This window comes from Gardnerella vaginalis ATCC 14018 = JCM 11026 (genome assembly GCF_001042655.1).
Lineage (GTDB): Bacteria > Actinomycetota > Actinomycetes > Actinomycetales > Bifidobacteriaceae > Bifidobacterium > Bifidobacterium vaginale.
The window spans coordinates 305,745-330,696 of the sequence record NZ_AP012332.1; the positions used below are offsets into that span (position 1 = coordinate 305,745).

Consider the following 24,952-nt stretch of genomic DNA (forward strand, 5'->3'; position numbering starts at 1 on the left):
TTCTTTATTGGTTAAATTAACTGAATTTATATTAAATAATTGGTACAAGTAGTTGATTCATGTACGTTAAGAATTGTGTTAAATTTATATATTAAACAAAAAAATAGAAAAATTTGATTTATGTGTTTGACAACTTAACACAATAGTTTATAATAAAAAACTAGATAGCGTTGTAGCTGTCTATATCAAATAACCTTTTGATGCAAAGGAGCGTCGATGAACATAGGTAAAAAAGCAATCGCTTTATTTGTAGGTATTGCTGTAGTTGCTGGTTTATCAGCCTGTTCAGGTTCAAGAGGTGGTGCATCCAAAAACGTAAGTCAAGGAATTGAAAAAGGTGCCACCATTGGTGTCTCTATGCCAACAAAGTCGGAGGAACGTTGGAATAAAGACGGTAATAACCTAAAGAAGAAGCTAGAAGATGCTGGATATAAAGTTATATTGAACTTTGCAGACGATAAACCAGCTCAGCAAAATGCAGATATTGAAAATATGATTAACAACGGCGCTAAGGTTGTTGTTGTTGCTGCAAAGGATGGTAGTGCTGTAGGACCTGCAGTAGAGAAGGCTCATGATGCTGGAGCTAAAGTAATTGCCTACGATCGATTGATTATGAATACAAAGGCTGTTGACTATTATGCAACATTCCAGCTTGAGCAGACTGGTATTCTTGAAGCAAATTATATTATTGATAAGTTGGGTCTTAAGAATGGTGCAAAGGGACCATTCAATATTGAGCTTTTCACTGGTTCTCCAGATGATAACAATGCTAAGTACTTCTTTAAGGGTGCATGGGATTTGCTGCAACCATACTTTAAATCTGGTGCCTTAGTTTCCCCATCTAATCATGGTGGTGGCGTGAATAAAGACTTTAAGGTTCAAGATTGGCAGAAGATTTCTGTTCAAGGGTGGAAAGCTGAACAGGCTCAAAAGGATATGGAATCAATTATTGATTCTGCATATGCTAAAGGTCAGCCACTACATGCAATATTAAGCCCTTATGATGGTATTTCGACTGGTGTTATTAACGCAATTGAATCTAAGCGTCCAGATTTAAAGCCAGGTACAGATAATTGGCCAATTATAACTGGACAGGATGCTATGGAGTCAGCTGTATCTTCAATTGCACGTGGAAAGCAGAGTCAGACAGTATTTAAGAATGTCAATAAGCTTGCTGAAGCCGTTTATCAGATGGTATTGGAAATTGCTAAAGGCAAGAAGGTGTCTGGTATTAACGGAAAGTTCAATAATAACAAGATAGACGTTCCTTCTAAATTGCTAAATCCACAAGATATTACTAAGGATAATCTTACTGACTTAGTGAAAGATGGTTATATAACACAAGAACGCTTTGATAAGTTAGTACATTAAAAATTAACTATCAATTTGAACTAATATGGGGGCACGATTAGTGCCATAGTTGTGCCTCCATTAGTTGAAACTGTGCGTTGTAATGATTGGAAGTAGATGATGTCGCATAAAGACACGATATTGAGTATGCAGCACATCACAAAAACGTTTGGTTCACTAAAAGCTCTTACTGATGTTAATCTTTCGGTTGATCGCGGTGAAATTCATGCAATTTGCGGCGAAAATGGTGCTGGTAAATCTACGTTAATGAATGTGCTATCAGGTGTTTATCCTTACGGATCTTACACGGGAAAGATTATATTTAACGGAAAAGAGTGTAAATATAGTAATATTAAAAATTCAGAACGTGATGGAATTGTTATTATTCATCAGGAGCTGACTTTAAATCCATTTCTTTCAATTTCTGAAAATATTTTCATGGGAAATGAATGCTCCAAAAATGGAGTAATTGATTGGAGTGAAACTCGCGCTAAAGCTGCAGAACTTCTTGAACGTGTTGGTTTGCCAGAAGATCCAGATACAAAGATTATGGATATTGGTGTTGGTAAACAGCAGCTTGTAGAGATTGCTAAGGCTTTGTCTAAAAATGTAAAGTTGCTGATTCTTGATGAACCAACTGCAGCATTAAATGATGAGGACTCTGCGCATTTACTACAGCTTGTTCGTCAATTAAGAGATGAACATGGCGTTACAAGCATTATAATTACGCACAAGCTTAATGAAGTTGCTGTAATAGCAGATAACGTTACTATCATTCGTGACGGATCGACAGTTGGTGAAATGTATATTACACCAGAAACGCCATTAGATTACGATGAATTAATTCGTAAAATGGTAGGTAGAGAATTAACCAATCTGTATCCTAAGCACGAAACAAATCAATCTGGTGAAGAATATCTTCGTATAACCAATTGGACAGTTCATCATCCAATGGATAATAGCCGAATAATAGTCGATAATGCTAATTTGTATGTTCGTTCTGGCGAAATTATTGGATTGGCTGGATTGATGGGTGCTGGAAGAACCGAATTGGCCATGAGTGTTTTTGGACGCTCATATGGCTCCAATATAACTGGTGATCTTTATATTAAAGGTAAAAAAGTCGAATTGCGCAATGTGCAAGAAGCAATTAATGCTGGTTTGGCTTATGCTACAGAAGATCGTAAAGGTTATGGTTTAAATCTTTTGCAGAATATTCGCGAAAATTCATCTATTGCTTCATTGTCAAAAATGAGCAAATTAGGTGTTGTTGATGGAAACATTGAGCGAAAAGAAGTTGATGCATATCGAGAGAACTTTAATATAAAATGTCAAAACATTGATGTGCAAGTTTCTACGCTTTCTGGCGGAAATCAGCAAAAGGTTGTATTGGCAAAATGGGTTCTTTCTGATCCAGACATACTCATTCTCGATGAGCCAACTCGTGGTATAGATGTTGGTGCAAAGTATGAAATTTATGAAATCATCGATAAGCTTGCCGATCAAGGTAAAGCTGTTGTAGTTATTTCTTCTGAACTACCAGAATTGATTGGTATATGCGATCGTATTTATACCGTAAGTCAAGGCATTATTACTGATGATGTTAATAAGAATGGGTTTACCCAAGAATATCTGATGAAATGCATGACTAAGGAAAGGAATTAGCGTTATCATGAGCAAAAACAGATTAGCCCAAGATACGAAGGGTGAACAAAAATCAAGTATTCTTTCGACAATTACCGATAATGCAAGACAATATGGCATCGTTGGAGCTTTAATCGTTATTGTCGTTGTGTTTCAAATACTTACAAAAGGTGTTCTTTTAACTCCTAACAGTTTTGTTTCTTTAATTCAGCAGAATGCATATGTGATTATTTTGGCAATAGGCATGGTGATGGTGATTATTGCTACACACATTGATCTTTCTGTAGGATCTTTAGTTGCATTTATTGGTGGTGTTTGTGCACTGTTGATGGAACGTTATGGTGTTAATTGGGTATTAGCGATTGCTATATCAATTGTTGTTGGTTTACTTATTGGTTGCTGGCACGGTTTCTGGGTGGCTCGAATGGAGATTCCTGGATTCATCACCACTCTTGCAGGTATGCTGATCTTCCGCGGTTTATCTACGGTTATAGTTGGCGAATCTGTGCCTATCACTTCAGACGCGTTCCGTGGAATTGCTCGTAACTATCTTCCTAATATTCTCGGTTGGTGGGGTCCGTTTGATGGTCTTACGATTGTTCTTGGTCTTATGTGCATCGCTTTGTTTGCTTGGAGTCAAATTAATAAGCGTAAGCATGTAGAAAAAGTTGGATTAGTCCCAGAACCACTATCGATTACTGTATGCAAGATCGTATTTGCTGCTCTTGCAATCATATTTGTAACATATTTGTTAGCATCCTCTGGCAATTCCGAGATGGGTGGAACTCCAATTATGTTGGTGATTGTTGCGATTTTGGTAGTTGCATACAACTTTATTCTTACAAAGACAGTTTTTGGACGTCACATATATGCTGTTGGAGGTAACCGTAAAGCTGCAATACTTTCTGGTATTGATGTTAAGCGTGTAGATTTCTGCTTGTTTGTTCATATGGGATTCTTGTCTGCTATTGCTGCTGTGGCTATGCTTTCTCGTCTGGCGTCTGCTACTGCACAAGCTGGTATGGAATTTGAAATGGATGCAATTGCATCCTGCTTCATCGGTGGCACTGCTGTAACTGGTGGTGTTGGAACTATACCTGGAGCCGTTGTTGGTGCTTTTGTTATGGGAGTAATCAATCAAGGCTTGTCTATCATGGGCGTTGACACTGCAATTGTGAAGACAATTAAGGGTCTTGTGTTACTCGCTGCAGTGGCTGTTGACATAATGAGCAAGCGTCGTAAGCGCTAAAAATGCCGTATATATTGGGCGTGCGCTTCAGATATTACACAAGCGTTGTGAACGAAAAGTGTACGCCCAGTTTTGTTAGTTATTAATAGATATTAACAGGTGTTAATCAGAATAAAAGAACAATAAGGAGGAATATATGCCAAAAAAATATATTCAAAAGACTAGAATGTACGCTCTAACTACCTTTTTTATGTCGATTTGGTTATTCCAGTCTTTATATGGTTCTTATAAATCTGGTGATTTATTCGCTTGGTACACTCTTATTTTTTCATTGTGCTTATTAATTGTAATCGGCTATTGCGGTTACAACGCTTTTAAAGGATTCAGTCAAGAGCGTAAAGATAAGAGCGAGGATTCTAAAAAGTAATAAATGATTGGGTATTCAAGATTTTCTACATATTTGAATAAATGAATCTTATAAAAGCATGCAAAGGAGCATCATGTGTGATATTTCGAGCGTATCATCTAATAAAAAAGATATTATTAATGCAAACACATATCTTGGTATTGAGTTGGGTTCAACTAGAATTAAAGGTGCTTTAATTAATGGACAATATCAAGTTATTGCAGAAGGATCTTATAAGTGGGAAAACAAACTAGAAAATGGTTTGTGGACCTATGATCTATCTGATGCTTGGCATGGAATACAATCTGTTTTTTCTCAGATAAGTAATCAAATTAATAAAGATTACCAATTGCGTTTAAATAATATTGGCGGCATTGGTATTTCAGCAATGATGCATGGTTATTTAGCCTTTGATAATAGAAATAAGTTGCTTGTGCCATTTAGGACTTGGAGAAATACCAATACGCATGATGCTCACAGAATTCTTTCTAGCGAATTGAATCTTAATATACCGGAGCGCTGGTCGATAGCTCACTTGTATCAATGTGCGCTTGACAAGGAAGAGCACGTACATAATGTAGCATTCTTTACTACGCTATCTGGCTATATTCATTGGAGGCTTACTGGCAAAAAAGTATTAGGATTGTCGGATGCTTCTGGAATGTTTCCTATGGATTCAAACATTTTAAGCTGGGATGAGAATGCGCTAAATAAAATTGAGAATCTTCCTGAAATATCTAATCAGCCTTGGAATTTGAAGGATATTTTACCTACACCTCTTTCCGCTGGAGAATTTGCTGGTCGATTGACAGTTGATGGTGCTTCTCTTCTTGACCCTAGTGGCATTTTGAATCCAGGAATACCATTTGTTCCTCCTGAAGGAGATGCGGCAACCGGTATGGTTGCAACCAATACATTAAAGCCTGGTACTGGTAATGTTTCGGCTGGTACATCTATTTTTGCAACTGTTGTTTTAAAGCGCCCTTTGTCAAAAGCTCATAAAGAGTTAGATATAGTTATGACTCCAGATGGTCATTTATCTGCAATGAGTCATGCTAATAATTTCACTACAGATTTAAATGCTTGGGTTAATTTATTTGCTCAATTTGCAGATGCAATAAGAAAACCAATATCAATGGATTTGTTATATACAAGCCTGTTTAATTCTGCTGTTGATAATGGAACTGAATTTGATGCTGGAGGAAATATTAACTACTGTTTTTCTTCTGGAGAGTTTCAAGCAGGTTTGGAAGAAGGGCGATTTGTATTTGCTCGCGGTCCGCAAGCAAAACTTTCACTCGGAAACTTTATGCGTGCTCAGCTATATGGAGCATTTTGTCCAGTGACTATTGGAATGAATGTTTTAACAAAAGAAGAGCATGTTGAAATTGATTCTTTGCTTGGTCATGGTGGTATTTTTGCCACTCCTGAAGTTTCTCAGCGTATTGCTTCGGCGGCGTTTGGTGTTCCAGTAACCACTATGCCTACGGCTTCTGAAGGCGGATCGTGGGGAATGGCGATTTTAGCATCATATATTAGGCGAAAAAATATAACATTAATAGACTTTTTGCAAAATGAAGTATTTGCCCATGTGAATTCAGTTACCGTTTTCCCTCGTAAGGATGACGTGGAAGGATTCCAGAGATATTTTGAGCAATTTATGAGGTCATTGCCAATAGAACATGCAGCAATAGCGACGATGCCGTAAAAATATTGTGCAAAAGATTGCTTAAGCAAGACTAAAAATAGTGTTTTCTCATCATATTTTTAAAAAATTTATTAGAAAGAAATAGTAATTATGAAAACTTTAAAAGATTATTCAAAAGAAACTCAATCTGAGGTAAAACAGGTACGCGAATTAGTATCCAATTTGCATGATCAACTTATTAAATGGAATTTAGTTGTGTGGACTGCGGGAAATGTTTCTCAACGTTTGCATACTGCTGATTTAATGGTTATTAAGCCTTCTGGAGTACGATACGAAAGACTAACTCCTGAATCAATGATTGTTTGTGATCTAGATGGGAATGTTGTTGATGGATCCTATTCTCCAAGTTCTGACACAGCTTCGCATGCTTATATTTATAGAAATATGCCTGAAGTATTTGGAGTAGTACACACTCATTCGACTTATGCTACTGCTTGGGCTGCTATTGGAGAAAATATACCGTGTGGATTAACAATGATGGGAGATGAGTTTGGCGGTCCTGTTCCAGTTGGACCATTCAGGTTGATTGGCAGTGAGGCCATTGGGCAAGGCGTTGTTGAAACATTACGCAAATATCCTAAGTCGCCAGCGGTTTTGATGCAAAATCACGGTCCTTTCGTAATTGGAAAAGATGCAGAAAGTGCTGTGAAAGCTGCTGCTATGACAGAAGAAGTAGCCAAAACAATGTGGGCTGCTAGGCAAATAGGGAAAATAATCGATATAAAGAAAGAAGATATCAATTCTCTTAATAAACGATATCAAAATGTTTATGGACAAAACTAATAAAAAATAATCTAAAAACAATTACATATATAAGTCTTATAGGAGTAAATAATGGCTATGGAAAATCCTTTTGAGAACAAAGAAGTGTGGTTTGCTGTAGGTTCGCAAGAACTATATGGTCCAGAAACACTAGAACAAGTGGCAAAACAAGCTGGCGAAATCGTAGATTATTTAAATAATCAACATTCGATACCTGTGAAAATTGTTTTGAAACCAACCTTAAAATCATCTGACGCTGTGCGTAATTTTATGGTTGATGCGTCTTCAAAAGAATCTTGTATCGGTGTTATTGCTTGGATGCACACGTTCTCGCCAGCAAAAATGTGGATTCGCGGATTAGAACTGTTGCGTAAACCTTTGCTTCAGTTGAATACCCAGTATCATCGTGAAATACCTTGGGAAAGTATTGATATGGATTTTATGAATTTAAATCAAGCTGCTCATGGAGATAGAGAATTCGGTTATATTGTTTCTAGACTTGGTATTAGAAGAAAAATAGTTGTTGGTCATTATACGAATCCAGAAGTTTCGGATCGCATAAATACTTGGGTTCGTGCGTGTTTAGGCTGGTGGGCGTCTAACAATATGAACGTTATGCGTTGGGGAGACAATATGCGTAACGTTGCTGTTACTGAAGGAGATAAAACTGAAGCTGAGAAAATCTTTGGTGCATCTATTAATACTTGGTCTGTAAACGAATTAAATTCATATGTTAATCGTGCTACAGATAAGCAAGCTAAAGATTTGATAGAAGATTATAAAAATAAATACAATATTGATCCAGAATTATTAAATCAAAAATATGATTCTCTGTTAATTGCAGCTAAGCAGGAAGTTGGAATGGTATCCATGATGTGTGATTATGATGCTACTGCTGCAGTAGATAATTTTGAAGATCTTGGTGGTCTTTCCCAACTTCCAGGAGTTGCTGCTCAACGTTTTCCTTCCGAATATGGATGGGGTTTCTCGGCAGAAGGGGATTGGAAAACCGCAATATTGGTTCGTTTGGGATTAGTTATGGGGTATGGTCTTGAAGGTGGAGCTTCTCTTATGGAAGATTACTCGTATCATTTTGAGCCAGATAACGAAATGATATTAGGATCACATATGTTAGAAGTTTCGCCTTCTATTGGAAGTATTCAAAAACCTCGTCTTGCTATATATCCATTGGGTATTGGAGGAAAATCAGATCCTGTTAGACTCGTGTTTACTGCTGCTCCTAAAAAGGATGCTGTTGTGGTTTCTCTTGCGGATATGTGCAGTAGATTTAGACTTTTAATGAATATTGTCGATGTTGTAGAGCCGTCTGGAAGCCTAAAGAATTTGCCTTGCGCTCGCGCCATGTGGAAACCGCAGCCAAGTCTATCTTTGTCTGCGCAATGCTGGTTATTAGCTGGTGGATCCCATCATACTTGTATGACAACGTCAATTGGTAGAGAAGTTTGGGAAGATTTTGCGCGTATCTCTGGTGTCGAACTAGCTGTGATTGATAAAAACACTAATACCCAAGATTTTGAGCGCAATCTACAGATTTCTCAAATGTATTACAAGCTTAATGTTAAGTAATATTGGCATTATTACGTCTCTAGTGATGAGTGTTTGTTGTGTTATTATTTCCTTTGAAAATAATGGTCAATTTTATAGCGAAGGGGTGCTTTAATGAATGAAAATATGCACATTGTGCCTAACATTTTATTATCGGATGGCAATTCTATACCACAAGTTGGTTTAGGTGTACTTCGAGTTGATAAAGTAAGTATGCATGATGTTGTAGAAAGCGCTCTTTCGTTAGGATACAGACATATTGATGCTGCAGCTGGATATAACAATGAGAATGAGCTAGGTGAAGTATTGCGCGAAACTGGTTTTAATACTGGCGAATTGCGAGAAAACCTATGGGTGACTACAAAAGTTAGAGATTCACAGCAGGGGTATGACAGTACTTTGAAGGCTTTTGATTCTCAACTTGCGGATCTTTGCTTGAACTATGTGGATATGTATATGATTCATTGGCCTACACCATTTGATTGGCGTTCTACAGAAACATGGAAAGCATTTGTTAAGTTGAAAGAGGAAGGTAGGGTACGTTCGCTTGGTGTGTGTAACTTTATGCCTTCTGATTTGCAGCGTTTATATGATGAAGTTGGTCAGTGGCCTCAAGTGAATCAGATTGAATTGCATCCGAGCTGGCAGCAGTCTAATGTAGTTGATTTTTGCAAGAAGCATAATATTGCTATTGAAGCGTATTCTCCATTGGCGCGCGGACGTGATTTGAATATCGGCGATGGTGTTTTGGAAACTATTGCTAAGAATCATGATGTTACTTGTGCGCAGGTGATTTTGCGCTGGCATATTGAGCATGGATACATTATCATACCTAAATCTGTTTCAGAAAATAGGCAACGTGAAAATATTAATGTTTTTGGATTTAGTCTTAAGGATGATGAAATACGTGCAATAGATGATTTGAACACTAATGAGCGAATGGGGCATGACCCTGCAACGTTTAGTTATGCATAATTGTGTGGCGTTTGTTTTATTTGTATTTGTGAAGGGGTTATATATGTGACTTATTGATTCCTTGTCATCGAGGCTACGAGTGATTAATGGTGGACAGTATAAGTGAACAAAAAATTTTCGTAGCTTTCTCCTATAGAGCGGCATGAAGTTTGTGTTTTACATGATCTTCATGCCGCTTTGCCCGTGTTTGTAGTCAGATTTGCTTAAAAAGGGAACAAACGCGGGAATGGGGTTACGCTTATGTGAGCGCAATTACTGCGTAGTTCACAAAAAATCAATGTCGGAAAGACTTAAAGAAGTTTTGCGTTTCTGGGTCACTGCAAGCATCCATAACTTCGTATGGTGTGCCATTCTCTGCAACAACGCCGTTTCGCAGCAAAACCACTCTATCGGCAGCTTCGTGCGCAAAATGCATCTCGTGAGTAGCCATTAAAATCGTGGTTCCTTGCTCTTTTAGTTCCGCAACCATGTCTAGAACTTCGCCAACAAGCATTGGGTCTAGCGCGGAAGTAATCTCGTCTAAAAGCAAAAGTTGTGGGCTTGTCATAAGCGCGCGTGCAATCGCCACTCGTTGCTGCTGTCCGCCCGAAAGCTGATCCGGATAAGACTTTGCTTTATTTTCTAGCTTAATCCTAGATAGAAGCTCCATTGCGCGGCTTTCTGCGCGGTCTTTGCTCCAATGATGAACTTTTCGCGCAGCAAGAGTCACATTATCTAAAACGCTCATATGCGTAAAAAGATTGAATTGCTGGAACACAACTCCGATTTGAGACCTAATTTGATCCTGATTTATACGAGGATCTGTAATATCTGTGTTTCCAAGCCAAACTTGGCCGTCGTCTACTCGCTCAAGCAGATTAATGCACTTCATAAGAGTGGATTTTCCGCTTCCAGAAGGTCCTAAAAGAGCCACCACTTCGTGAGGTGCAATATCAAAAGAAATGCCTTTAAGAACAGGTGTTGAGTTATACGATTTTCGAATATTGCTTAAGCGCAAAACTGGGGTTGAATCCGTGTAATCACTTGTATTCGTTTGATCACTTGTGTTTGTGTAATCGCTCATTTGCTGACTTACCTTCTGGTTTGTTAAGTTATTCATCACACGGTTCCTCCGTTTAGCTCGCGTTTGCGCAGCCTTGCCGTATACCAATCGTTTAGAACAATAAACGGAATGCTCAGCGCTATAAACACAACGCTTGCTACAACGTATGGAGTGAAGTTATAAGAAGTTGCAACAGATATTTGCGCGGCTCGAACAGCGTCTACAGCGCCCAAAACCGATATAAGTCCTGCATCTTTTTGCATAGATATAAAGTCGTTCATTAAAGCAGGAGCCACTTTTCTTAAGCCAAGAGGAATTACCACTAATCGCACAGTTTGACCAGATGTTAAGCCAAGTGATCTTGCGGACGCTCGCATAGACGGATGCACGTCTTCAAATCCTGCGCGCAATACCTCTCCAACGTATGCGGAGTAGCTCATAACAATGGCAATTGTACCGAGTATTGCTGGTGGAATTCGCCCAAAAAGCTGTAATCCTGGTATGCCAAAGCCGATTAAGTAAAGCACAACAAGCATTGGTATGCCGCGCATAATAGTTGTGTAGAATTGCGCTATAGCTCGCAAAGGGAAAAGCATTGGGCTTACGCTTGTACGAATAACTGCGATTAAAGTTCCAAGTATTGCTACTCCAATAACAGCGAAAACAAGCACCTGCAGATTAAGCATTAAGCCTTGCAAAACGGATGGCAAAGATAACATAAAGTACTTGCCAGAAAAGAACGTTTCGCGCACTCTTGGCCAACCAGGGCTCATTGCAAGTGCCGCAACGCACACGCCAAGTAATACTAAAGTGCTTATTATGCTTGTTAAAACTGATTTAAGATTTTGCTTTTTGCGGATTGACCTACGCTCAAGCTCGATATTGCTTAAAGCGTATTCTCCAGCGTTGTTTGATTCACTGTTTAATGCATTGCCGTTAAGTACTGTCATTGGCGGCACTCAAGCCTTTCGACATAATGAATGATACGCACTATTGTAAGCACTTTTATGTGACGATTGGGTTACAAGTTGCTTACAATAATGCGTATTGGTAATGACGTTAGTACGATTTTTATTTATTTTTATTTATTTTTGGTTTAGTTTTTACTTAAGAACTGGCAGATTAGTCGTGTACTCTGCAAGCCACTTTTCTTGGAGCTTCTTCAAAGTACCATCTTTTTCTAGCGCATTCACAGCCTTAGTGACGTCTGCAGTAAGCTTAGAGCCTTTTGGAAGTACCAATCCAGTTCCTTCCTTATCTTCCGATCCTGCAATCTGTCCAAGAACAACACCTTCTTTAACCTGCTTGCTGCGCACAATGTTTACGGAAGATGGAGTATCTATAACAAGTGCGTCAATCTGCTTAGAATCAAGAGCCTGAACCAAAGCGTCATTATCGTTAAAGGTTTGAATATCGCTCTTAATCTTGTCTTTAGCAAAGCTGTAGCTTGTTGTTCCAACCATTGCGCCAATTGTAGCGGTTTTAAGGTCTGCTAAGGTCTTTGCGTTAGCAAACTTGCTATCTTTTTTGACCACAACACCCTGAGTTGCGTTGTAGTAACTTGGCGAAAAGTCTACTGCCTTCTTGCGTTCCTCCGTAATAGAGAACTGCTGAAGGTTAAAATCAAAGTCTTTTGGTCCTGGGGTTACTGCGGAGTCGAAGGTTGTGCGAACCCACTTTACTTTGTCTTTATCGTATCCGAGTTTCTTTGCAACAGCGTATGCTACTGCAGATTCGTAGCCCTTGCCGTTTTCTGGCTTGTTATCGTACATCCAAGGTGTGTAAGTTGGCTGAGCTGTGCCGATTGTCAAAACGCCTGGAGTAATCGTCTTTTGGTTTGTATCTTGTGCGTTTTGGCTGCCGCATGCTGCTGTGCTAACCATTGCTGCCATTGCTAATGCTGCTGCTGCAATTTTTGCAGCAGCGATTGCTACGCGGTTGGTGTGCAAGTTGTTGTGTACGAAAATAGCCATTTTTTCTCCTTGTTTTTGCTAAAACCTTAAGATTTTTCGCTTATTCGTTTTTTTAAGCGATTTAAGTAGGTTTTGCGGCCGTACATTTGATAGTTTATAAGATGCTGAAAGCATTTAAGGCTTAATTGTTACAGAATTGTTATCGCGATTGTTTATAACGCGCTATATTTTGTTGATTTAATACGTGGTTTTGTGGTGATTAGACTTAAGTCGTAGTATGTTAAGTGTCAGTTACATACGGTGTGTTGCTTTTTGAGGAGTATTTTATGTTAAATAATTTTGAACATAGCGCGGCTGACGATTTTTCTGAAAGTTCTAAAGATTTTAGTCATCTTTCAAAACTTGCTGTTATAGTTGCACTTCAAAAAGAAGCTCAGCCTATTCTTCAAGCATTTTGTGGGGATTATAAAACTTGGGATTCGTATGGGGTTACTTTTATTCAGGGCAAAATCGCTTCGAATGGCAAAGGTGAAAATCCTACTCTTACAATATGTGTTGCTGGAATGGGAAAGTGTGCTGCCGCAGCTGCAGCTCAAGCGTTGATAATCGAATCCAATCCACAAGTGTTGATTTTTAGCGGAATCGCAGGTGCTTTAAATCCGCGTCTTAATGTTGGAGATATTGTTATAGGCAAGAAACTTCACTATTTAGAAACAAATACGCAGATTATCGCAGAGTGTGCTCCGTACAAATCTGTTTTTGAATCAGATTCAAAATTATGCGATTTAGCTGCTAAAGAGGCGCAATTATTAGGATTTAGGCTTGAGAAGTCTTTGGAAGAATCCTCTTCGGTTGCTGGCGACTTATCCTCGGACTTTAAGCAAAGCGCGTCTAATGAAAATAGCGTGTCTAACGAAAATTCAAACAACGTTGCTTATGTGTGTGGAAACATAGCAACAAGCGACCAATTTAACACAGATCCTAATATTTTAGACGCTGTGCGAGTAACGGTTTTTGGTGATTGCGAAGAGATGGAAGGCGCTGCTGCTGCACATATTGCGGCTAAAAACGGTGTTCCATTCCTTGCGATTCGCTCAATGAGCAACCGTTGTGGAGAATCATACGAATCTGTGGACTCGCATAAGGATGATTTAGTTCTTGCAGCTAATCAAGCAGGATCGTTAACTTTGCGTGTTTTGAAGGCGCTTGTTAAATAACTGCAGACTAGTTTACTTATTTGAATCGTTTTGTTCTGCTAAATCAAATCCGCTGAAAGTAAACCCAGGGCTTACTACGCAAGAAACAAGAACATCGCCATCGCTTGGTATTGTTCTCTGCCATGTCCCAGCAGGAATTACAAGATGTCCGCGCGTGGATAAGCCATTGCATTCCTTAGTGTTTCCAAGAGTAAAACGCTGCAAATCTGCCTCATCACAAGGGGTTTGACCACATCCACCAAGTTCAATCGTAAGATTTGACGGTCCATGCCATAGCCAAATCTCGTCTGCATCAACTTTATGCCATGCGCTTGAATCGCCAGAAGGCAAAAGGAAGTAAATAAGAGAGGCCAATGGTCTTGGTGCGTCTGCGCCAGCGTTTTCGTCAATTTTCGTATCGTTTGTGCTCGCGTTTGAAGTATTTTCATTGTTGGTTGCGCTATATAGTTGCGCTGCTTGCCAGTCGCGGGTGTACCATCCGCCTTCTGGATGAGCTTCTAGCTGTAATTCTTTAACAAGATTTTTGGCGTAATCACTCATATTTTCTAAACTGACACTCATAATGCATGCTCCTTTTATTTTTCATATTTGCGTTAAATATTTGCGTTAAATGTGTTCTTATCTGTGCTTGCATCAGATTATTGAGCAAAAGCACCATTATTGTATACAAGATTTCCAGAAATAACTGTTGCTTTTGCACTACCTGCACCGTGACGCACAAAATTGTGCAAAGTCTCTTCAACTCCTTGTGGCGAGCTTGTGTCTGTTGGAATATCAAATAATGCAAGGTCGGCTGTTGCTCCAGCATTAATTTGACCAATTCTGTGCGGTCCTACGTGTAAGCCCATAACGCTTGCGCCGCCTAAAGTAAGCATGCGAATAATTCGATGTGTTAAATCATCTTTTCTATACCCTTGCGCTGTTGCTAAATCATAGACTTTTGCAGCGTCGTCTAAAACGTCTAAAGATGGGGAAGAAGATAGTGAATCCGTACCAATCGCAAGCAAGTTTCCTTCTTCCATGTAGTCGCGAATTGGCGCGTCTCTTTCCGTAACAGTAATGCGGTTGGATCTTGGGCACAATGCCACTCCCACTCCGCGTTGACGCAAAATTCTTCGGTCTTCGCCATCTGCCCAAACTCCGTGCGCAATATGTACGTCTGGTCCAAGGGATCCGAGCTGATCCAAAAACTGAATTGCGGAAGCTGTCATTCCATGTGCTTTAAGTTCGCTGTAGCTCGCCCAAACGTTAGCATTCCAATCTGGTGCGGAATACGTGGTGAGTGTATCGGCGTGATTTCCAGCCTCCATAGGTGTTTCTGCTAAGTGTATGTGCAAGCGCATGTTTAGCTGTCTTGCAATGTCTGGCAAATCCACAAAAGGTTCGGTTTCTAGACTGTAAGGTGCGTGTGGGCTAATTCCTATACTCGGCACTCTGCCGTTGTCCATCATGTGCCCAAGCATCTCGAGCAGCTTAGCGTAGCCTTCTTCCTTCCAGTCAACGTTTTTCCAGCCCATTACCTCCCAATAGGATATCCCGTGCATGCCTTGGCTTGCAAGCGCTCCAACTGCTTCGATATCAGTTACAATGTCGGCAGCTGCAGTAGTGCCAGCTTCCACCATCATTCTTGCGCCTTCGTATGCAGAAGTTTTCCAAGTCATCAATGATGGGTTATGCTGTTTTTCTTCTTGTGATTTGTCATAAACAACATTGAATCCTTCTTCCCAATCTCTAAAATTGCGGTATTCGCCGCGGCCTACGCTTGCCATATTAGTGTATTGCAAATGCGTGTGTGCGTTTATAAGACCTGGTGTCATAAGACCATGCCAATGTCGTTCGTTGTTAAACATTTTCCTATAGGAATCGTTTGACATTTCATCTTTTAGAATGTCTAGTACCCACTGTCTTGTTCCAACGTGTACAACGCGTCTATTTGATACTGCTACGGCTCCTTCGGGAATAATAGGACCTGTTACTGGAATAACCATTGCTGCACTGTATAAGGTGACTTCGCTAAGCGGCGTTGGGTGTGCAAGTGCGCGTATTGGATCTGTAAACATTGCTTTCCTTATGGAATTATCGTTTAACTAATTTTGTTTCTGTTACTCTATTATTGCTTAGATTTGTTATGATTTGGTTAATTGGATTTCATCTAAATATTTTCGTCTTCGGCAAATCTTGTTAAATCCCATCTATAACCATTATCTTTATTGGATTCGCTAGCACTATATCCGCGTTCTGCTAATGCAATACTTGCTATTTGATTATCGGAGCTTTCTGGCAATTGGTAAATTCCAGAATCAAGCCGATTTTTGTCGCTATTTTTCTTGTTTTTCCCATTGTGCTCTAGCAAATACGCTACTGCGCTTACTTGAACAGCAAAACTAAAGTCCATAATCTCAATAGGATTTCCACCGCCAGTAGTGTAATTTGTGCCGTCTCCTTCACTTATTAGTGTGATTTGCGGACCGCACGGAACTTGGATTTTTCTTTGTGAAGTTCCAACAAATGGCTTAAAATCAGGGATTTCGTCTAGTGCAATCTCGTTTGCAATTCCGCCAATAACAGCCAAAATCGCGTTTTCTTGCATGTTTTGCATGTGTTGCAATGTAATCGTGTGTCTAACGCCTGTTGCAGAAACAATCATATTGCTTTTTTTAACAACGCATTCAAGATTATGAGCTTCAAATCCATCGAAAACTGCGCGTAAGGATTGGACAGGATTTGTATCGCAAATCGTAACTTTTGCACCCAATGCGCGTATTCTTAATGCGAATCCGCGACCAACTGGACCGTATCCAACAACAGTTACTTTAGCGTTTTTAAAGCATTCGCTTCCAAGAATTTGCTGCATAGTAGTAACGCATGTTTCGCCAGTTCCATGACGATTGTCAAAATCGGTTTTTAGAGCGCTGTTATTTACTGCAATCACAGGGTAGTGCAAGTGTCCAGCTTTTTGCATTGCTTCAAAAGCGCGCACTCCACTAGTTGTTTCTTCTGCAACTCCTATTAGATTAGCTGCGATTTGCGGGCGTTCCAGGCTTGCTAGGCGCGCAAAACTTGCACCATCGTCGATTATTATGTCTGGCTGTATTTCGTCTAAGAGTTTTAGCGCACCTTCATGAGTTTGTTCAGGTGTCCAATCTCGGTTTGCTTGTACTAAAATGCCTTCTTTTTTAAGCTGATCTGCTACTCTCTGGTCAGTTTCGTCTGGACCACAAAAAACGCCAACAATCGCTCCGTGCGCGTGCAATTCTCTAAGCAATACAGCTGTTTTTGGTTCCAACACAAGACAAACAGCTATTCTAACGCCTTCTAAATTAAGACCACTTTCTTGTAAATTGTTAAGTAGCGTGCGCATTACTGGCATATGTTTTTGCGCGTAATCTATTGCGTCTTTTCCGCTTAAATTAGGCGCATTAACCATAGTGTTTTCTATATTTTCGTAAGATTTAGTGGCATCAAAATCTGCGTATTGTTTACAAGTCGTAGGAATTATTCCCCAAGATTGCGCGCTCTGTAAGAATTTTTCCACATCACTATTTTGGTCACTATTTTTAGCATTCTCATTTTGAATATTGTTATCTCCAATAAACACGCGTGCCCCAGCAAGAGATTGGTTAGTTCTCTGCGAAGTAATAGCAACCCATTCGCTAAAATCAATCATATTAAACTCCTAAAAGCTCTTATATTTATTATCCCTATAATCCAAGTGCGTTCAAAGCTTCTTTTAAATTCTCTACTTCGATTATGTCAATACCGGGAATGCTAATTTTCTTTCGCATATTACACACGATCGCACGCTTATAGCCGATCCTAGCTGCTTCTCTAATTCTAGGTTCCATTCTAGAAGCTGGACGAATTTGACCAGTAAGACTAATCTCACCAATTGCGCAAGTTAAAGGTAAGACTGCCTTATTTTTGGCTGCGCTCGCCAAACTTGCCACTATTGCTAAATCGCAAGCAGGTTCTTTCGCCTTAGCTCCAGCAATCGTAGAAACGTAAATGTCTTTAGATAAAAGATTTAATCCACCATGTCTATATAAAACAGCGGTAAGCATGGCAATTCTGTTTGTGTCTACTCCAGAAACTGCGCGTCTAGGGGCTGGCAGAACCGAATCTGTAACAAGAGCCTGAATTTCAATAGGTATGCTTCTGTGTCCTTCTAAAGTAAAAGTTACGCACGTTCCTTCATTTTTACAATCTCCATTAGAAGACAGGAAAAGCCCAGAAGGATCTGGAACCTCTTCAATACCATCGCCACTCATGTCGAAGCAGCCAACTTCGTCTGTAGGCCCAAAACGATTTTTAACAACGCGAAGCATGCGTAATGCGGTTTGACTATCTCCTTCAAATTGGCAAACAGTGTCTACAAGATGTTCAAGCGTGCGAGGACCTGCAATCGAGCCGTCTTTTGTAACGTGTCCAACAAGAAGAATTGGAATATCGCAAGTTTTAGCAACGTCTATAAGCGCGCTAGCTACTTCTCGAACTTGAGTGGAGCCTCCTGTAATTCCTTCAACATCGCTAGAAACAATAGTTTGTGCCGAATCTACAATTGCAAGAGTTGGCTTATATTTTTCGATTAGCGCTAAAGCTGTGTTTAAGTCTGTTGTAGACGCAAGAAGAAGATTTTGACTTATGGCATTTATGCGTGATGCGCGCAATTTTACTTGCGACTTTGATTCTTCGCCAGAAATGTACAGGACTAAATTTTTTGTGTATTCGGCATTGTTTTTCGCAGATCCGTTGCAATTCTTGGCAATTTTTCCTGCTGTTTCTAAAAGTAGAGTAGATTTTCCGATTCCTGGTTCGCCTGCTATAAGCGTGACTGATCCTGGAACAAGCCCTCCTCCTAAAACGCGGTCAAATTCGCTAAATCCTGTGTGGATTCGCATGCCATTATCTGCTGTAATTTCACTGATTGGCTGAGCATCTACGCTAGAATCAAGATTTGTTATTGTAGAAATGTTATTTTTTGCATTTCTAGATCTTGTGGAGGCTCGTGAAACTCCGCTTGTAGCTTTAGACTCGTGAAACTCGTTTAATGTTCCCCATTCGCCGCATTCTGGACAGCGACCATACCATTTTGAACCACTCCAACCGCATTCGGAGCATAAGTAGTAAGTAGTAGATTTTGCAGCCATGATTTGACGCTAGCTGCATTTGTAGACATTTTACCGTCATACTTTTGTGAGATAATCCAAGTATGTTGAACAGTGTTATGTGGGGTAAAAAATATGAATTCTTATGCGAATAATCCTTCTAACTCGACTTCATCTGTATCTGCTTCTCATAACAACTTACGAAAAGTTCTTATAGTTGCCGTAATAGTGGTCGTTTTAGCTATAGTTTCCGCATTCATATGGCCTGGCTGGGCGTTAAATCGCCAGCAACCGCAGTCTGCTAAAACTCAGGTGTCTTCTGCAAAAACTCCGTCAATTAAGTCTAAAGATTTGCCTAGTACATCTACTGCACTGTTAAGATCTATGCCAGATAGTGTTCTTGATTTTGCGCGTGTTGATGCTTCTCCTAGTGCTAAATGGTCTTCCGCATCTCCTTTGGAAGAATACACTGTTAGATATTCTACGGGAGAATCTGGCAGTGATGTTTCAGTCGTTGTTGCTCAATGGAGTAGTCGTGATTTAGCAAATAAGCAATATGAGCTTTTGACTGATGCATTAGCTGGAAGTGATATTGCTTCTGGAAAGATTCAGGTTGCTGGTAAGGCTACTGGAAGCTATGTTTTGAAGGTAGATGATAATAGTAAGACTAAAGCTAGTGCCATCTGGCAAAATGACACTGTTGTATTTGAAGTGACTGGTTTAAAACAGTCTGTTGAAAGATTCTATAAGCAATTCCCAATGTAACTTTCGTAGTGATATAGGCTGTTTTGTACGTGTTTTTGTAAAATTTTGTTTTAAAATTTTCCAAAGTCGTCAAAACGGTGTAACATTAGGCAAGTTGCACACTTTACATATGAATGGAGGCTTCAGATGGGTTCTGTCATCAAGAAGCGCCGCAAGCGGATGAGCAAGAAGAAGCACCGCAAACTGCTGCGTAAGACTCGTCATCAGCGTAAGTAGTAGCTGTTTGGCGCGCCTGCCCGTTTGGGCACGTAACACTTTTGAAAGCGTTGGATTTTTCCAGCGCTTTTTTTTTTATTGCGATTGAAGACTGCAATGATTGAAGAATGTAAAAAATTTCCCGAAAATGTACGTAAAACAGTGGATTTTACGTACATTCTCGGGAAATGATTGGTTAAATTTAGATATGCAGTTTACTTATTTGGGTTTGTAAGAGTGCGCGGACCGTTTGGATCACCAACAATCACAGTGTCAACCATATTCAAGAACAATCCGTGTTCTACAACGCCAACAGTCTCAATCAAATCCTTAGCAAGCTCTTGCGGGTGCTCAATGCGCTCCAAGTGCAAGTCAACAACAAAGTTATTTTCGTCTGTACGCACTTCCTTGCCATCTGCATCAAGACGCAAAACTGGCTTGTATCCGCGCTTTTCAAACTTGCGAATCACTTGTGCAGATCCGAATGGAATTACCTCAACAGGAAGTGGGAACTTGCCGATTGTATCAACTACCTTGCTGGCGTCCACAATCCACACAATGCGGTCGGAGTTAATTGCAACAATCTTCTCCCAGAGCAATGCTGCACCGCCGCCCTTAATACCGTCAAAGTTTTTATCGACTTCATCTGAACCATCAATAGTAACGTCAATATGGTCAACATCGTTAATGTCAAGAATCTTAATGCCGTAGCCCTCTGCCTGCTCTTGCGTGCGTCGAGAAGTTGTGACACCAGTGAAGCTCAAGCCTTCTTCTTTTACTCTGCGACCGAGTTCGTCTACAAGAAAACGAACAGTAGAGCCGGTTCCAAGTCCAACCATCATGCCATTTTGTACGATTTTTGCGGCCTCAATGCCAGCTGCCTTCTTAAGAGCATCTTGCTGTGCTTTATCCATTTGTGCCTACTTTCTTATCTTTCTTGTTGGCGTGGCTAAAATAACAGCGCGTTTATAGCGTTTTTACCAACCGCCACTTATTTCATACATACTACATATTAGTCTGCGTTCAGATTTTATTCTGTTTGGTTTGCAGCTTTTGTTTGAATATAAAACTCGGTTGGATCTAGTTTAAGAGTGCCGTCTGGCTGAACATATCCGCTTACTTGTATGTTTCCTAATACGTATCGTGGTTGACCATTAAAGCTTTGGCTCGTATTTGGAGCAGGTGTGAATTGTAATGTTCCAGATACGCATAATCCTGGCACTACTTGATATTTTTGTTCTGATTTATTTTGAGATTGTTTATTTTTACGCGACTCGTCGGATGCTTTCGATTCATCCTGTGTATTACTGTTACGCGTAGTTGAATCGTTAGCAACGCTGTTATCGGCGTATTTAATGGCATCATCATCGGATGTTTCACGTTTTGTTTCACGATGAAAATCGCCTTTAAAATCAGGATTAATATCCTTACCAACGCATCTTCCTATGTGATATTCTGCATTAGAAATCTTGCCGTCTAACAGCATTTTTGCATCTTTTGGTACATCAACACCGTCTGCATATGTAGAAGAAATCAACGATTTCCATCCTTCTAGTGGCAGGTATCCATCCTTCAATCTGCTGCGGCAATCTTCAGCATAAGTTCTAGCCAGCTCATCAACTTTTTCGTTTCCAGCGTTTCCAGCGTGTCCCTTAACCCAGACGAACTTAACGGAGCCTTCGCGTTTAGTAATCTCCGAATCGATTGCGCGAATCAAATCTGCGTTTTTTACAGGCTCTTTTTTGGAGTTCTTCCAACCGTTCTTCTTCCACCCGTGAATCCACGTGGTTGAGCAGTTTATAGCGTATTGCGAATCAGTTTCGATTGTAAGATCCTCGCTTCCAGGGTGTGCTCTCAACGCTTCGAGTACTGCGCATAACTCACCGATTTGATTCGTGCCATTTGTGGCTCCGCCTGCATCCGCGTTTCCTGCATGTTGATGCTCGTTCGTGCTTCCTGCTTCATCAGTGTGGTCTGCCCAAGCCCAACCCATTGATCCATTTGGATTTCCAAGTGCTGAACCATCGGTAGAAACAACAATCATCACAAAACCTTTCAAAAATGCGCCGGTTGCAGATTGCAACCAGCGCAATTAGTAGATTCTTTACTTACGAAAGATTATTACGTTACGCTAAAGCCTTGTCTACTACAGCAGTAGCTTCCTCAAGCACCTTGTCAAGTGCCTCTGGAGAAACGAAGGACTCGGCATAAACCTTGTAAATATTCTCGGTACCAGATGGACGAGCGGCGAACCAATTGTTCTTGGTCGTAACCTTCAAGCCGCCAATCTTTGCGCCGTTTCCAGGAGCTTCCGTAAGCTTTGCGGTAATATCTTCGCCAGCGAGCTTAGTTGCTTCAACATCGTTGCCACTTAGAGCCGCAAACTTCTGCTTCTGTTCAAGAGTTGTTGGAGTATCTACGCGCTTGTACCAGCTTTCTCCAAAGCGAGCAACCTGATCTTGGTGAAGCTGAGCTGGGTTCTTACCAGTCTTTGCAGTAATTTCTGCAGCGAGCAAATCAGGAATCAAACCATCCTTATCGGTGGTCCACACGCGTCCGTCTTTGCGCAAGAAGCTCATGCCAGAGCTTTCCTCACCGCCGAAAGCAACTTCGCCGCTAAAGAGTGGGTCAACGAACCACTTGAAGCCAACAGGAACTTCCACAAGCTTAGCGTTAATCGAAGCAGCTACGCGGTCAATCAAGGAAGAAGACACAAGCGTCTTGCCGATAGCAGTATTCTTTGGCCAATCCGGACGAGCGCCGCCGAACAAGTACTCCACGCACACTGCAATGTAGTGGTTAGGGTTCATAACGCCCCAATTCGGGCACACGATACCATGGCGATCGGCATCTGGATCAGTGCCTCCAACCAAATCGTACTTATCCCAAGCGCCAGCGTTAAGCTGATCAACTAAGCCCTTCATTGCGTAAGGGGAGCTTGGATCCATACGAATCTTGCCATCGTGGTCAATAGTCATGAATCGCCAAGTTGGGTCAACTTCTGGACGCACAACGCCAATGTTTAAACCGTACTTTTCGTTCATAAGTGGCCAGTAGTTTACGCTTGCGCCGCCGAGTGGGTCAATTCCCAAACGCACGCCGCTAGAGCGAATCACATCGAAATCGATTACGTTAGCCAAATCGTTAACGTAGTGCTCGCGGTAATCGAAGCCTTCAACCAAATCAGACTTGATTGCTTCCTCGAAAGGCACGCGCTTAACGGACTTGTAGTTGTCGAGCAATTCGTTTGCGCGAGCTGCGATTGCGTTAGTTACGTCTGCTGGGGCAGGGCCGCCTGTTACAGGGTCGTACTTAAAACCTCCGTCGGTTGGAGGATTGTGCGATGGAGTGACGACAATGCCATCTGCCAAGCCGTCTCCGCTAAAGCGTTGAGTGCCGTCGGCTGCGCGATTATGCGTCAAAATAGCCTGAGAAACAACAGGAGTTGGCACGAAATCGCCGCGAGAATCCACGCGAACGTGAACTCCGTTAGCAACCAAAACCTCGATAGCGGTTTTTTGAGCAGGCTCAGAAAGAGCGTGCGTATCGCGACCAATATAAAGAGGACCAGTTACGCCAGCCTTCTTGCGATATTCAGCAATAGCTTGAGTAATAGCCACAATATGAGCTTCGTTAAACGAAGTTTTTAAAGCAGAACCACGGTGACCGGACGTACCGAAAATCACGCGCTGTTCTGGAATATTGGAATTTGGAACTTCATCATAGTAAGCGCCAACCAAAGCGTCGACATCTACTAGATCTTCTGGGGTGGCGGGCATTCCCGCATTTTTTGCTACCATAATTTTTTATTTTGCCACGGCGACGGTATTTTAACGTAAGTTAGCATTATTTTGAGTCAAAGAAGATTGTAAACTCTCTGGTATGCGCACGCATAAAGCCTGTTTGTCTACGCTAAAACGCAAGTGTTTTGTGTAGCCTAAAATATCTCCATCAACTTGCACAGGAGCAGGTCGTTCTATCTTGACTTCTGCTTCAACACCTTGCGATTGGTCGATTTTAGAGTTTGTAGAAAGCGGACTTTGCTTTGCTTTTCCTGTAACGGTTTGGTGTACAACGTCTCCAAATAGGTTAGCCCATCCAATTAATCCGCCAGATGTGTCAATAATTTCGAAGTCTAATATGCCATCATCGTAAACGGCTTCTGGCATTAAAGAAAGCATTGGTATTTGTCCACAATTACCAGCCATAAGTGTGCGGAATGATATTCCTCTTGCTGTGTGATTTGTACCGTTTTCTCTAATAAAAGTAACGTCTCCGCGATATTTTGGCGCAAATAAGTGTTTAACGCCAGCAACAAAGTATGCAAGCCAGCTTATGTTCTTTTTAAGCGCAGGATTAGTGTCGTCTATCATAAGAGCGTCGAATCCAATTCCTGCAATAATCAAAAATGCGTGACCATGGTCTTCATACGGCTTGTCGAGTATAAAAACACGCCCAACGTCAACTTTTTTAGATCCGTGGCTTGTTGCAACTCTTAGTGCTGCTTGAACATCATCTACTGGAATGCCCATGTTGCGCGCAAACAAGTTCCCTGTGCCAATTGGAATTATTCCCATCGCGTGGTTCGTGCTAGAAACCGCGCTTGCAACCGTTCTAACAGTGCCATCTCCACCAACTGCCACAACAACATTTGCCCCGTTTTCTAAGGCTTCGAGTGCGCATTCTCGCCCATCTTTATTTAATTGAGTGTCTATTATTTCGTATGTGAAATTGTGTGATTTGCAATATTCTTTAATGTCAAGTCTATATTGTTCTGCTTGAGGTTTAGACGGGTTTAGTATGAAAGCGTAATGTACACTATCTCCGTGTCGCTCTGCGAGTTTTTCTGCTAAATGATGCTTTTTCAAGGCGCGCGTAACTATCATAATGATGAATGGTGCAAGTACTAGCGCAAAAACAATCACCATTAACGCAATCGTCGCTTGAATTGGCATATCTGGCATATTTATTATTCTTGCACATATCTTTAATATATGGTGATTATTTTTAGAATATTTGCGAATATTTGATTACTTTTCACATTTTCATCACGTATTGAGCATATTTTTTATTTTTGGCTCGCATTTCTATTATTTATTTCTATTATTTCTATTT

Annotated in this window: 22 protein-coding genes; 11 read left to right on the plus strand and 11 right to left on the minus strand. The window is 40.7% G+C overall.

Annotation, left to right across the window (positions count from 1 at the left end):
* Window positions 1–216: 216 nt before the first annotated feature.
* The 8 genes from GAVG_RS01145 (at window position 217) to GAVG_RS01180 (ending at window position 9,600) form a co-directional block, all read left to right on the plus strand.
* Entirely contained in the window at window positions 217–1,371 is a 1,155-nt protein-coding gene (locus tag GAVG_RS01145; protein ID WP_004117014.1) for a substrate-binding domain-containing protein, read from the plus strand.
* Window positions 1,372–1,470: 99 nt separating this feature from the next.
* Window positions 1,471–3,015: a sugar ABC transporter ATP-binding protein gene (locus tag GAVG_RS01150; protein ID WP_004112038.1), complete on the plus strand. Its 1,545-nt coding sequence runs from the start codon at window positions 1,471–1,473 to the stop codon at window positions 3,013–3,015.
* Between the two features lie 7 nt (window positions 3,016–3,022).
* A complete protein-coding gene (gene mmsB / locus GAVG_RS01155; RefSeq protein ID WP_004112039.1) occupies window positions 3,023–4,243 on the plus strand; it encodes a multiple monosaccharide ABC transporter permease in 1,221 nt (406 codons plus the stop codon).
* 136 nt (window positions 4,244–4,379) lie between these two features.
* Window positions 4,380–4,610, plus strand: a complete 231-nt coding sequence (locus GAVG_RS01160; protein ID WP_004115879.1) for a CDP-diacylglycerol--glycerol-3-phosphate 3-phosphatidyltransferase — start codon at window positions 4,380–4,382, stop codon at window positions 4,608–4,610.
* Between the two features lie 73 nt (window positions 4,611–4,683).
* Window positions 4,684–6,297 carry a xylulokinase gene (locus tag GAVG_RS01165; RefSeq protein WP_009993917.1) on the plus strand — a complete coding sequence of 538 codons (1,614 nt, stop codon included), beginning with the start codon at window positions 4,684–4,686 and terminating at the stop codon, window positions 6,295–6,297.
* A 90-nt stretch (window positions 6,298–6,387) separates the two neighbouring features.
* On the plus strand, window positions 6,388–7,080 hold the full coding sequence (locus GAVG_RS01170) for an L-ribulose-5-phosphate 4-epimerase (protein WP_004117006.1): 693 nt from the start codon (window positions 6,388–6,390) through the stop codon (window positions 7,078–7,080).
* A gap of 51 nt (window positions 7,081–7,131) precedes the next feature.
* Entirely contained in the window at window positions 7,132–8,646 is a 1,515-nt protein-coding gene (araA, locus tag GAVG_RS01175) for an L-arabinose isomerase (RefSeq protein ID WP_004117004.1), read from the plus strand.
* Window positions 8,647–8,739: 93 nt separating this feature from the next.
* Window positions 8,740–9,600 carry an aldo/keto reductase gene (locus tag GAVG_RS01180; protein ID WP_009993919.1) on the plus strand — a complete coding sequence of 287 codons (861 nt, stop codon included), beginning with the start codon at window positions 8,740–8,742 and terminating at the stop codon, window positions 9,598–9,600.
* Between the two features lie 274 nt (window positions 9,601–9,874).
* Here GAVG_RS01180 and GAVG_RS01185 read toward each other — a convergent pair whose 3' ends face one another.
* The 3 genes from GAVG_RS01185 to GAVG_RS01195 all read right to left on the minus strand — a co-directional run bounded on the left by GAVG_RS01185 (window position 9,875) and on the right by GAVG_RS01195 (window position 12,615).
* On the minus strand, window positions 9,875–10,699 hold the full coding sequence (locus GAVG_RS01185; protein WP_004117001.1) for an amino acid ABC transporter ATP-binding protein: 825 nt from the start codon (window positions 10,697–10,699) through the stop codon (window positions 9,875–9,877).
* Window positions 10,699–11,592: an amino acid ABC transporter permease gene (locus GAVG_RS01190; protein WP_004112052.1), complete on the minus strand. Its 894-nt coding sequence runs from the start codon at window positions 11,590–11,592 to the stop codon at window positions 10,699–10,701. The genes GAVG_RS01185 and GAVG_RS01190 overlap by 1 nt, the downstream gene beginning before the upstream one ends.
* 153 nt (window positions 11,593–11,745) lie before the next feature.
* A complete protein-coding gene (locus tag GAVG_RS01195; RefSeq protein ID WP_004116998.1) occupies window positions 11,746–12,615 on the minus strand; it encodes an ABC transporter substrate-binding protein in 870 nt (289 codons plus the stop codon).
* Between the two features lie 266 nt (window positions 12,616–12,881).
* Between GAVG_RS01195 and GAVG_RS01200 the strand changes: the two genes are divergently transcribed.
* The gene (locus GAVG_RS01200) at window positions 12,882–13,772 is read left to right on the plus strand and encodes a 5'-methylthioadenosine/S-adenosylhomocysteine nucleosidase family protein (RefSeq protein ID WP_009993921.1); all 891 of its coding nucleotides are present in this window, start codon (window positions 12,882–12,884) and stop codon (window positions 13,770–13,772) included.
* Between the two features lie 12 nt (window positions 13,773–13,784).
* Here the strand turns inward: GAVG_RS01200 and GAVG_RS01205 are convergent, their stop codons facing one another.
* The 4 genes from GAVG_RS01205 to radA all read right to left on the minus strand — a co-directional run bounded on the left by GAVG_RS01205 (window position 13,785) and on the right by radA (window position 18,919).
* Window positions 13,785–14,333 carry a cupin domain-containing protein gene (locus tag GAVG_RS01205; protein WP_004115858.1) on the minus strand — a complete coding sequence of 183 codons (549 nt, stop codon included), beginning with the start codon at window positions 14,331–14,333 and terminating at the stop codon, window positions 13,785–13,787.
* 77 nt (window positions 14,334–14,410) lie between these two features.
* On the minus strand, window positions 14,411–15,832 hold the full coding sequence (locus GAVG_RS01210) for an amidohydrolase family protein (RefSeq protein WP_009994664.1): 1,422 nt from the start codon (window positions 15,830–15,832) through the stop codon (window positions 14,411–14,413).
* Window positions 15,833–15,924: 92 nt separating this feature from the next.
* Window positions 15,925–17,439, minus strand: coding sequence for an adenosylhomocysteinase (locus GAVG_RS01215; RefSeq protein ID WP_004112062.1), 1,515 nt, complete (start codon window positions 17,437–17,439; stop codon window positions 15,925–15,927).
* A gap of 34 nt (window positions 17,440–17,473) precedes the next feature.
* Window positions 17,474–18,919: a DNA repair protein RadA gene (gene radA / locus GAVG_RS01220; RefSeq protein WP_009994665.1), complete on the minus strand. Its 1,446-nt coding sequence runs from the start codon at window positions 18,917–18,919 to the stop codon at window positions 17,474–17,476.
* Between the two features lie 93 nt (window positions 18,920–19,012).
* Between radA and GAVG_RS01225 the strand changes: the two genes are divergently transcribed.
* Together GAVG_RS01225 and GAVG_RS06725 are read left to right on the plus strand one after the other, a co-directional pair.
* The gene (locus GAVG_RS01225; RefSeq protein ID WP_009994666.1) at window positions 19,013–19,642 is read left to right on the plus strand and encodes a lipase chaperone; all 630 of its coding nucleotides are present in this window, start codon (window positions 19,013–19,015) and stop codon (window positions 19,640–19,642) included.
* Between the two features lie 126 nt (window positions 19,643–19,768).
* Window positions 19,769–19,858, plus strand: a complete 90-nt coding sequence (locus GAVG_RS06725; protein WP_004268639.1) for a 30S ribosomal protein bS22 — start codon at window positions 19,769–19,771, stop codon at window positions 19,856–19,858.
* A 194-nt stretch (window positions 19,859–20,052) separates the two neighbouring features.
* Here GAVG_RS06725 and rpiA read toward each other — a convergent pair whose 3' ends face one another.
* The 4 genes from rpiA to GAVG_RS01245 all read right to left on the minus strand — a co-directional run bounded on the left by rpiA (window position 20,053) and on the right by GAVG_RS01245 (window position 24,801).
* Window positions 20,053–20,751: a ribose-5-phosphate isomerase RpiA gene (gene rpiA, locus GAVG_RS01230; protein ID WP_004116983.1), complete on the minus strand. Its 699-nt coding sequence runs from the start codon at window positions 20,749–20,751 to the stop codon at window positions 20,053–20,055.
* A gap of 116 nt (window positions 20,752–20,867) precedes the next feature.
* On the minus strand, window positions 20,868–21,929 hold the full coding sequence (locus GAVG_RS01235) for a ribonuclease H family protein (RefSeq protein ID WP_009994667.1): 1,062 nt from the start codon (window positions 21,927–21,929) through the stop codon (window positions 20,868–20,870).
* Window positions 21,930–21,963: 34 nt separating this feature from the next.
* Entirely contained in the window at window positions 21,964–23,637 is a 1,674-nt protein-coding gene (gene pgm, locus GAVG_RS01240; RefSeq protein WP_009994669.1) for a phosphoglucomutase (alpha-D-glucose-1,6-bisphosphate-dependent), read from the minus strand.
* A gap of 30 nt (window positions 23,638–23,667) precedes the next feature.
* Window positions 23,668–24,801: a diacylglycerol/lipid kinase family protein gene (locus tag GAVG_RS01245; RefSeq protein WP_009994671.1), complete on the minus strand. Its 1,134-nt coding sequence runs from the start codon at window positions 24,799–24,801 to the stop codon at window positions 23,668–23,670.
* Between the last annotated feature and the right edge of the window lie 151 nt (window positions 24,802–24,952).

Coding starts and splice junctions, on each gene's coding strand:
- GAVG_RS01145 (WP_004117014.1), top strand. CDS start 217: ATGAACATAGGTAAAAAAGCAATCGCTTTATTTGTAGGTATTGCTGTA.
- GAVG_RS01150 (WP_004112038.1), top strand. CDS start 1,471: ATGTCGCATAAAGACACGATATTGAGTATGCAGCACATCACAAAAACG.
- mmsB (WP_004112039.1), top strand. CDS start 3,023: ATGAGCAAAAACAGATTAGCCCAAGATACGAAGGGTGAACAAAAATCA.
- GAVG_RS01160 (WP_004115879.1), top strand. CDS start 4,380: ATGCCAAAAAAATATATTCAAAAGACTAGAATGTACGCTCTAACTACC.
- GAVG_RS01165 (WP_009993917.1), top strand. CDS start 4,684: ATGTGTGATATTTCGAGCGTATCATCTAATAAAAAAGATATTATTAAT.
- GAVG_RS01170 (WP_004117006.1), top strand. CDS start 6,388: ATGAAAACTTTAAAAGATTATTCAAAAGAAACTCAATCTGAGGTAAAA.
- araA (WP_004117004.1), top strand. CDS start 7,132: ATGGCTATGGAAAATCCTTTTGAGAACAAAGAAGTGTGGTTTGCTGTA.
- GAVG_RS01180 (WP_009993919.1), top strand. CDS start 8,740: ATGAATGAAAATATGCACATTGTGCCTAACATTTTATTATCGGATGGC.
- GAVG_RS01185 (WP_004117001.1), bottom strand. CDS start 10,699: ATGAATAACTTAACAAACCAGAAGGTAAGTCAGCAAATGAGCGATTAC.
- GAVG_RS01190 (WP_004112052.1), bottom strand. CDS start 11,592: ATGACAGTACTTAACGGCAATGCATTAAACAGTGAATCAAACAACGCT.
- GAVG_RS01195 (WP_004116998.1), bottom strand. CDS start 12,615: ATGGCTATTTTCGTACACAACAACTTGCACACCAACCGCGTAGCAATC.
- GAVG_RS01200 (WP_009993921.1), top strand. CDS start 12,882: ATGTTAAATAATTTTGAACATAGCGCGGCTGACGATTTTTCTGAAAGT.
- GAVG_RS01205 (WP_004115858.1), bottom strand. CDS start 14,333: ATGAGTGTCAGTTTAGAAAATATGAGTGATTACGCCAAAAATCTTGTT.
- GAVG_RS01210 (WP_009994664.1), bottom strand. CDS start 15,832: ATGTTTACAGATCCAATACGCGCACTTGCACACCCAACGCCGCTTAGC.
- GAVG_RS01215 (WP_004112062.1), bottom strand. CDS start 17,439: ATGATTGATTTTAGCGAATGGGTTGCTATTACTTCGCAGAGAACTAAC.
- radA (WP_009994665.1), bottom strand. CDS start 18,919: ATGGCTGCAAAATCTACTACTTACTACTTATGCTCCGAATGCGGTTGG.
- GAVG_RS01225 (WP_009994666.1), top strand. CDS start 19,013: ATGAATTCTTATGCGAATAATCCTTCTAACTCGACTTCATCTGTATCT.
- GAVG_RS06725 (WP_004268639.1), top strand. CDS start 19,769: ATGGGTTCTGTCATCAAGAAGCGCCGCAAGCGGATGAGCAAGAAGAAG.
- rpiA (WP_004116983.1), bottom strand. CDS start 20,751: ATGGATAAAGCACAGCAAGATGCTCTTAAGAAGGCAGCTGGCATTGAG.
- pgm (WP_009994669.1), bottom strand. CDS start 23,637: ATGGTAGCAAAAAATGCGGGAATGCCCGCCACCCCAGAAGATCTAGTA.
- GAVG_RS01245 (WP_009994671.1), bottom strand. CDS start 24,801: ATGCCAGATATGCCAATTCAAGCGACGATTGCGTTAATGGTGATTGTT.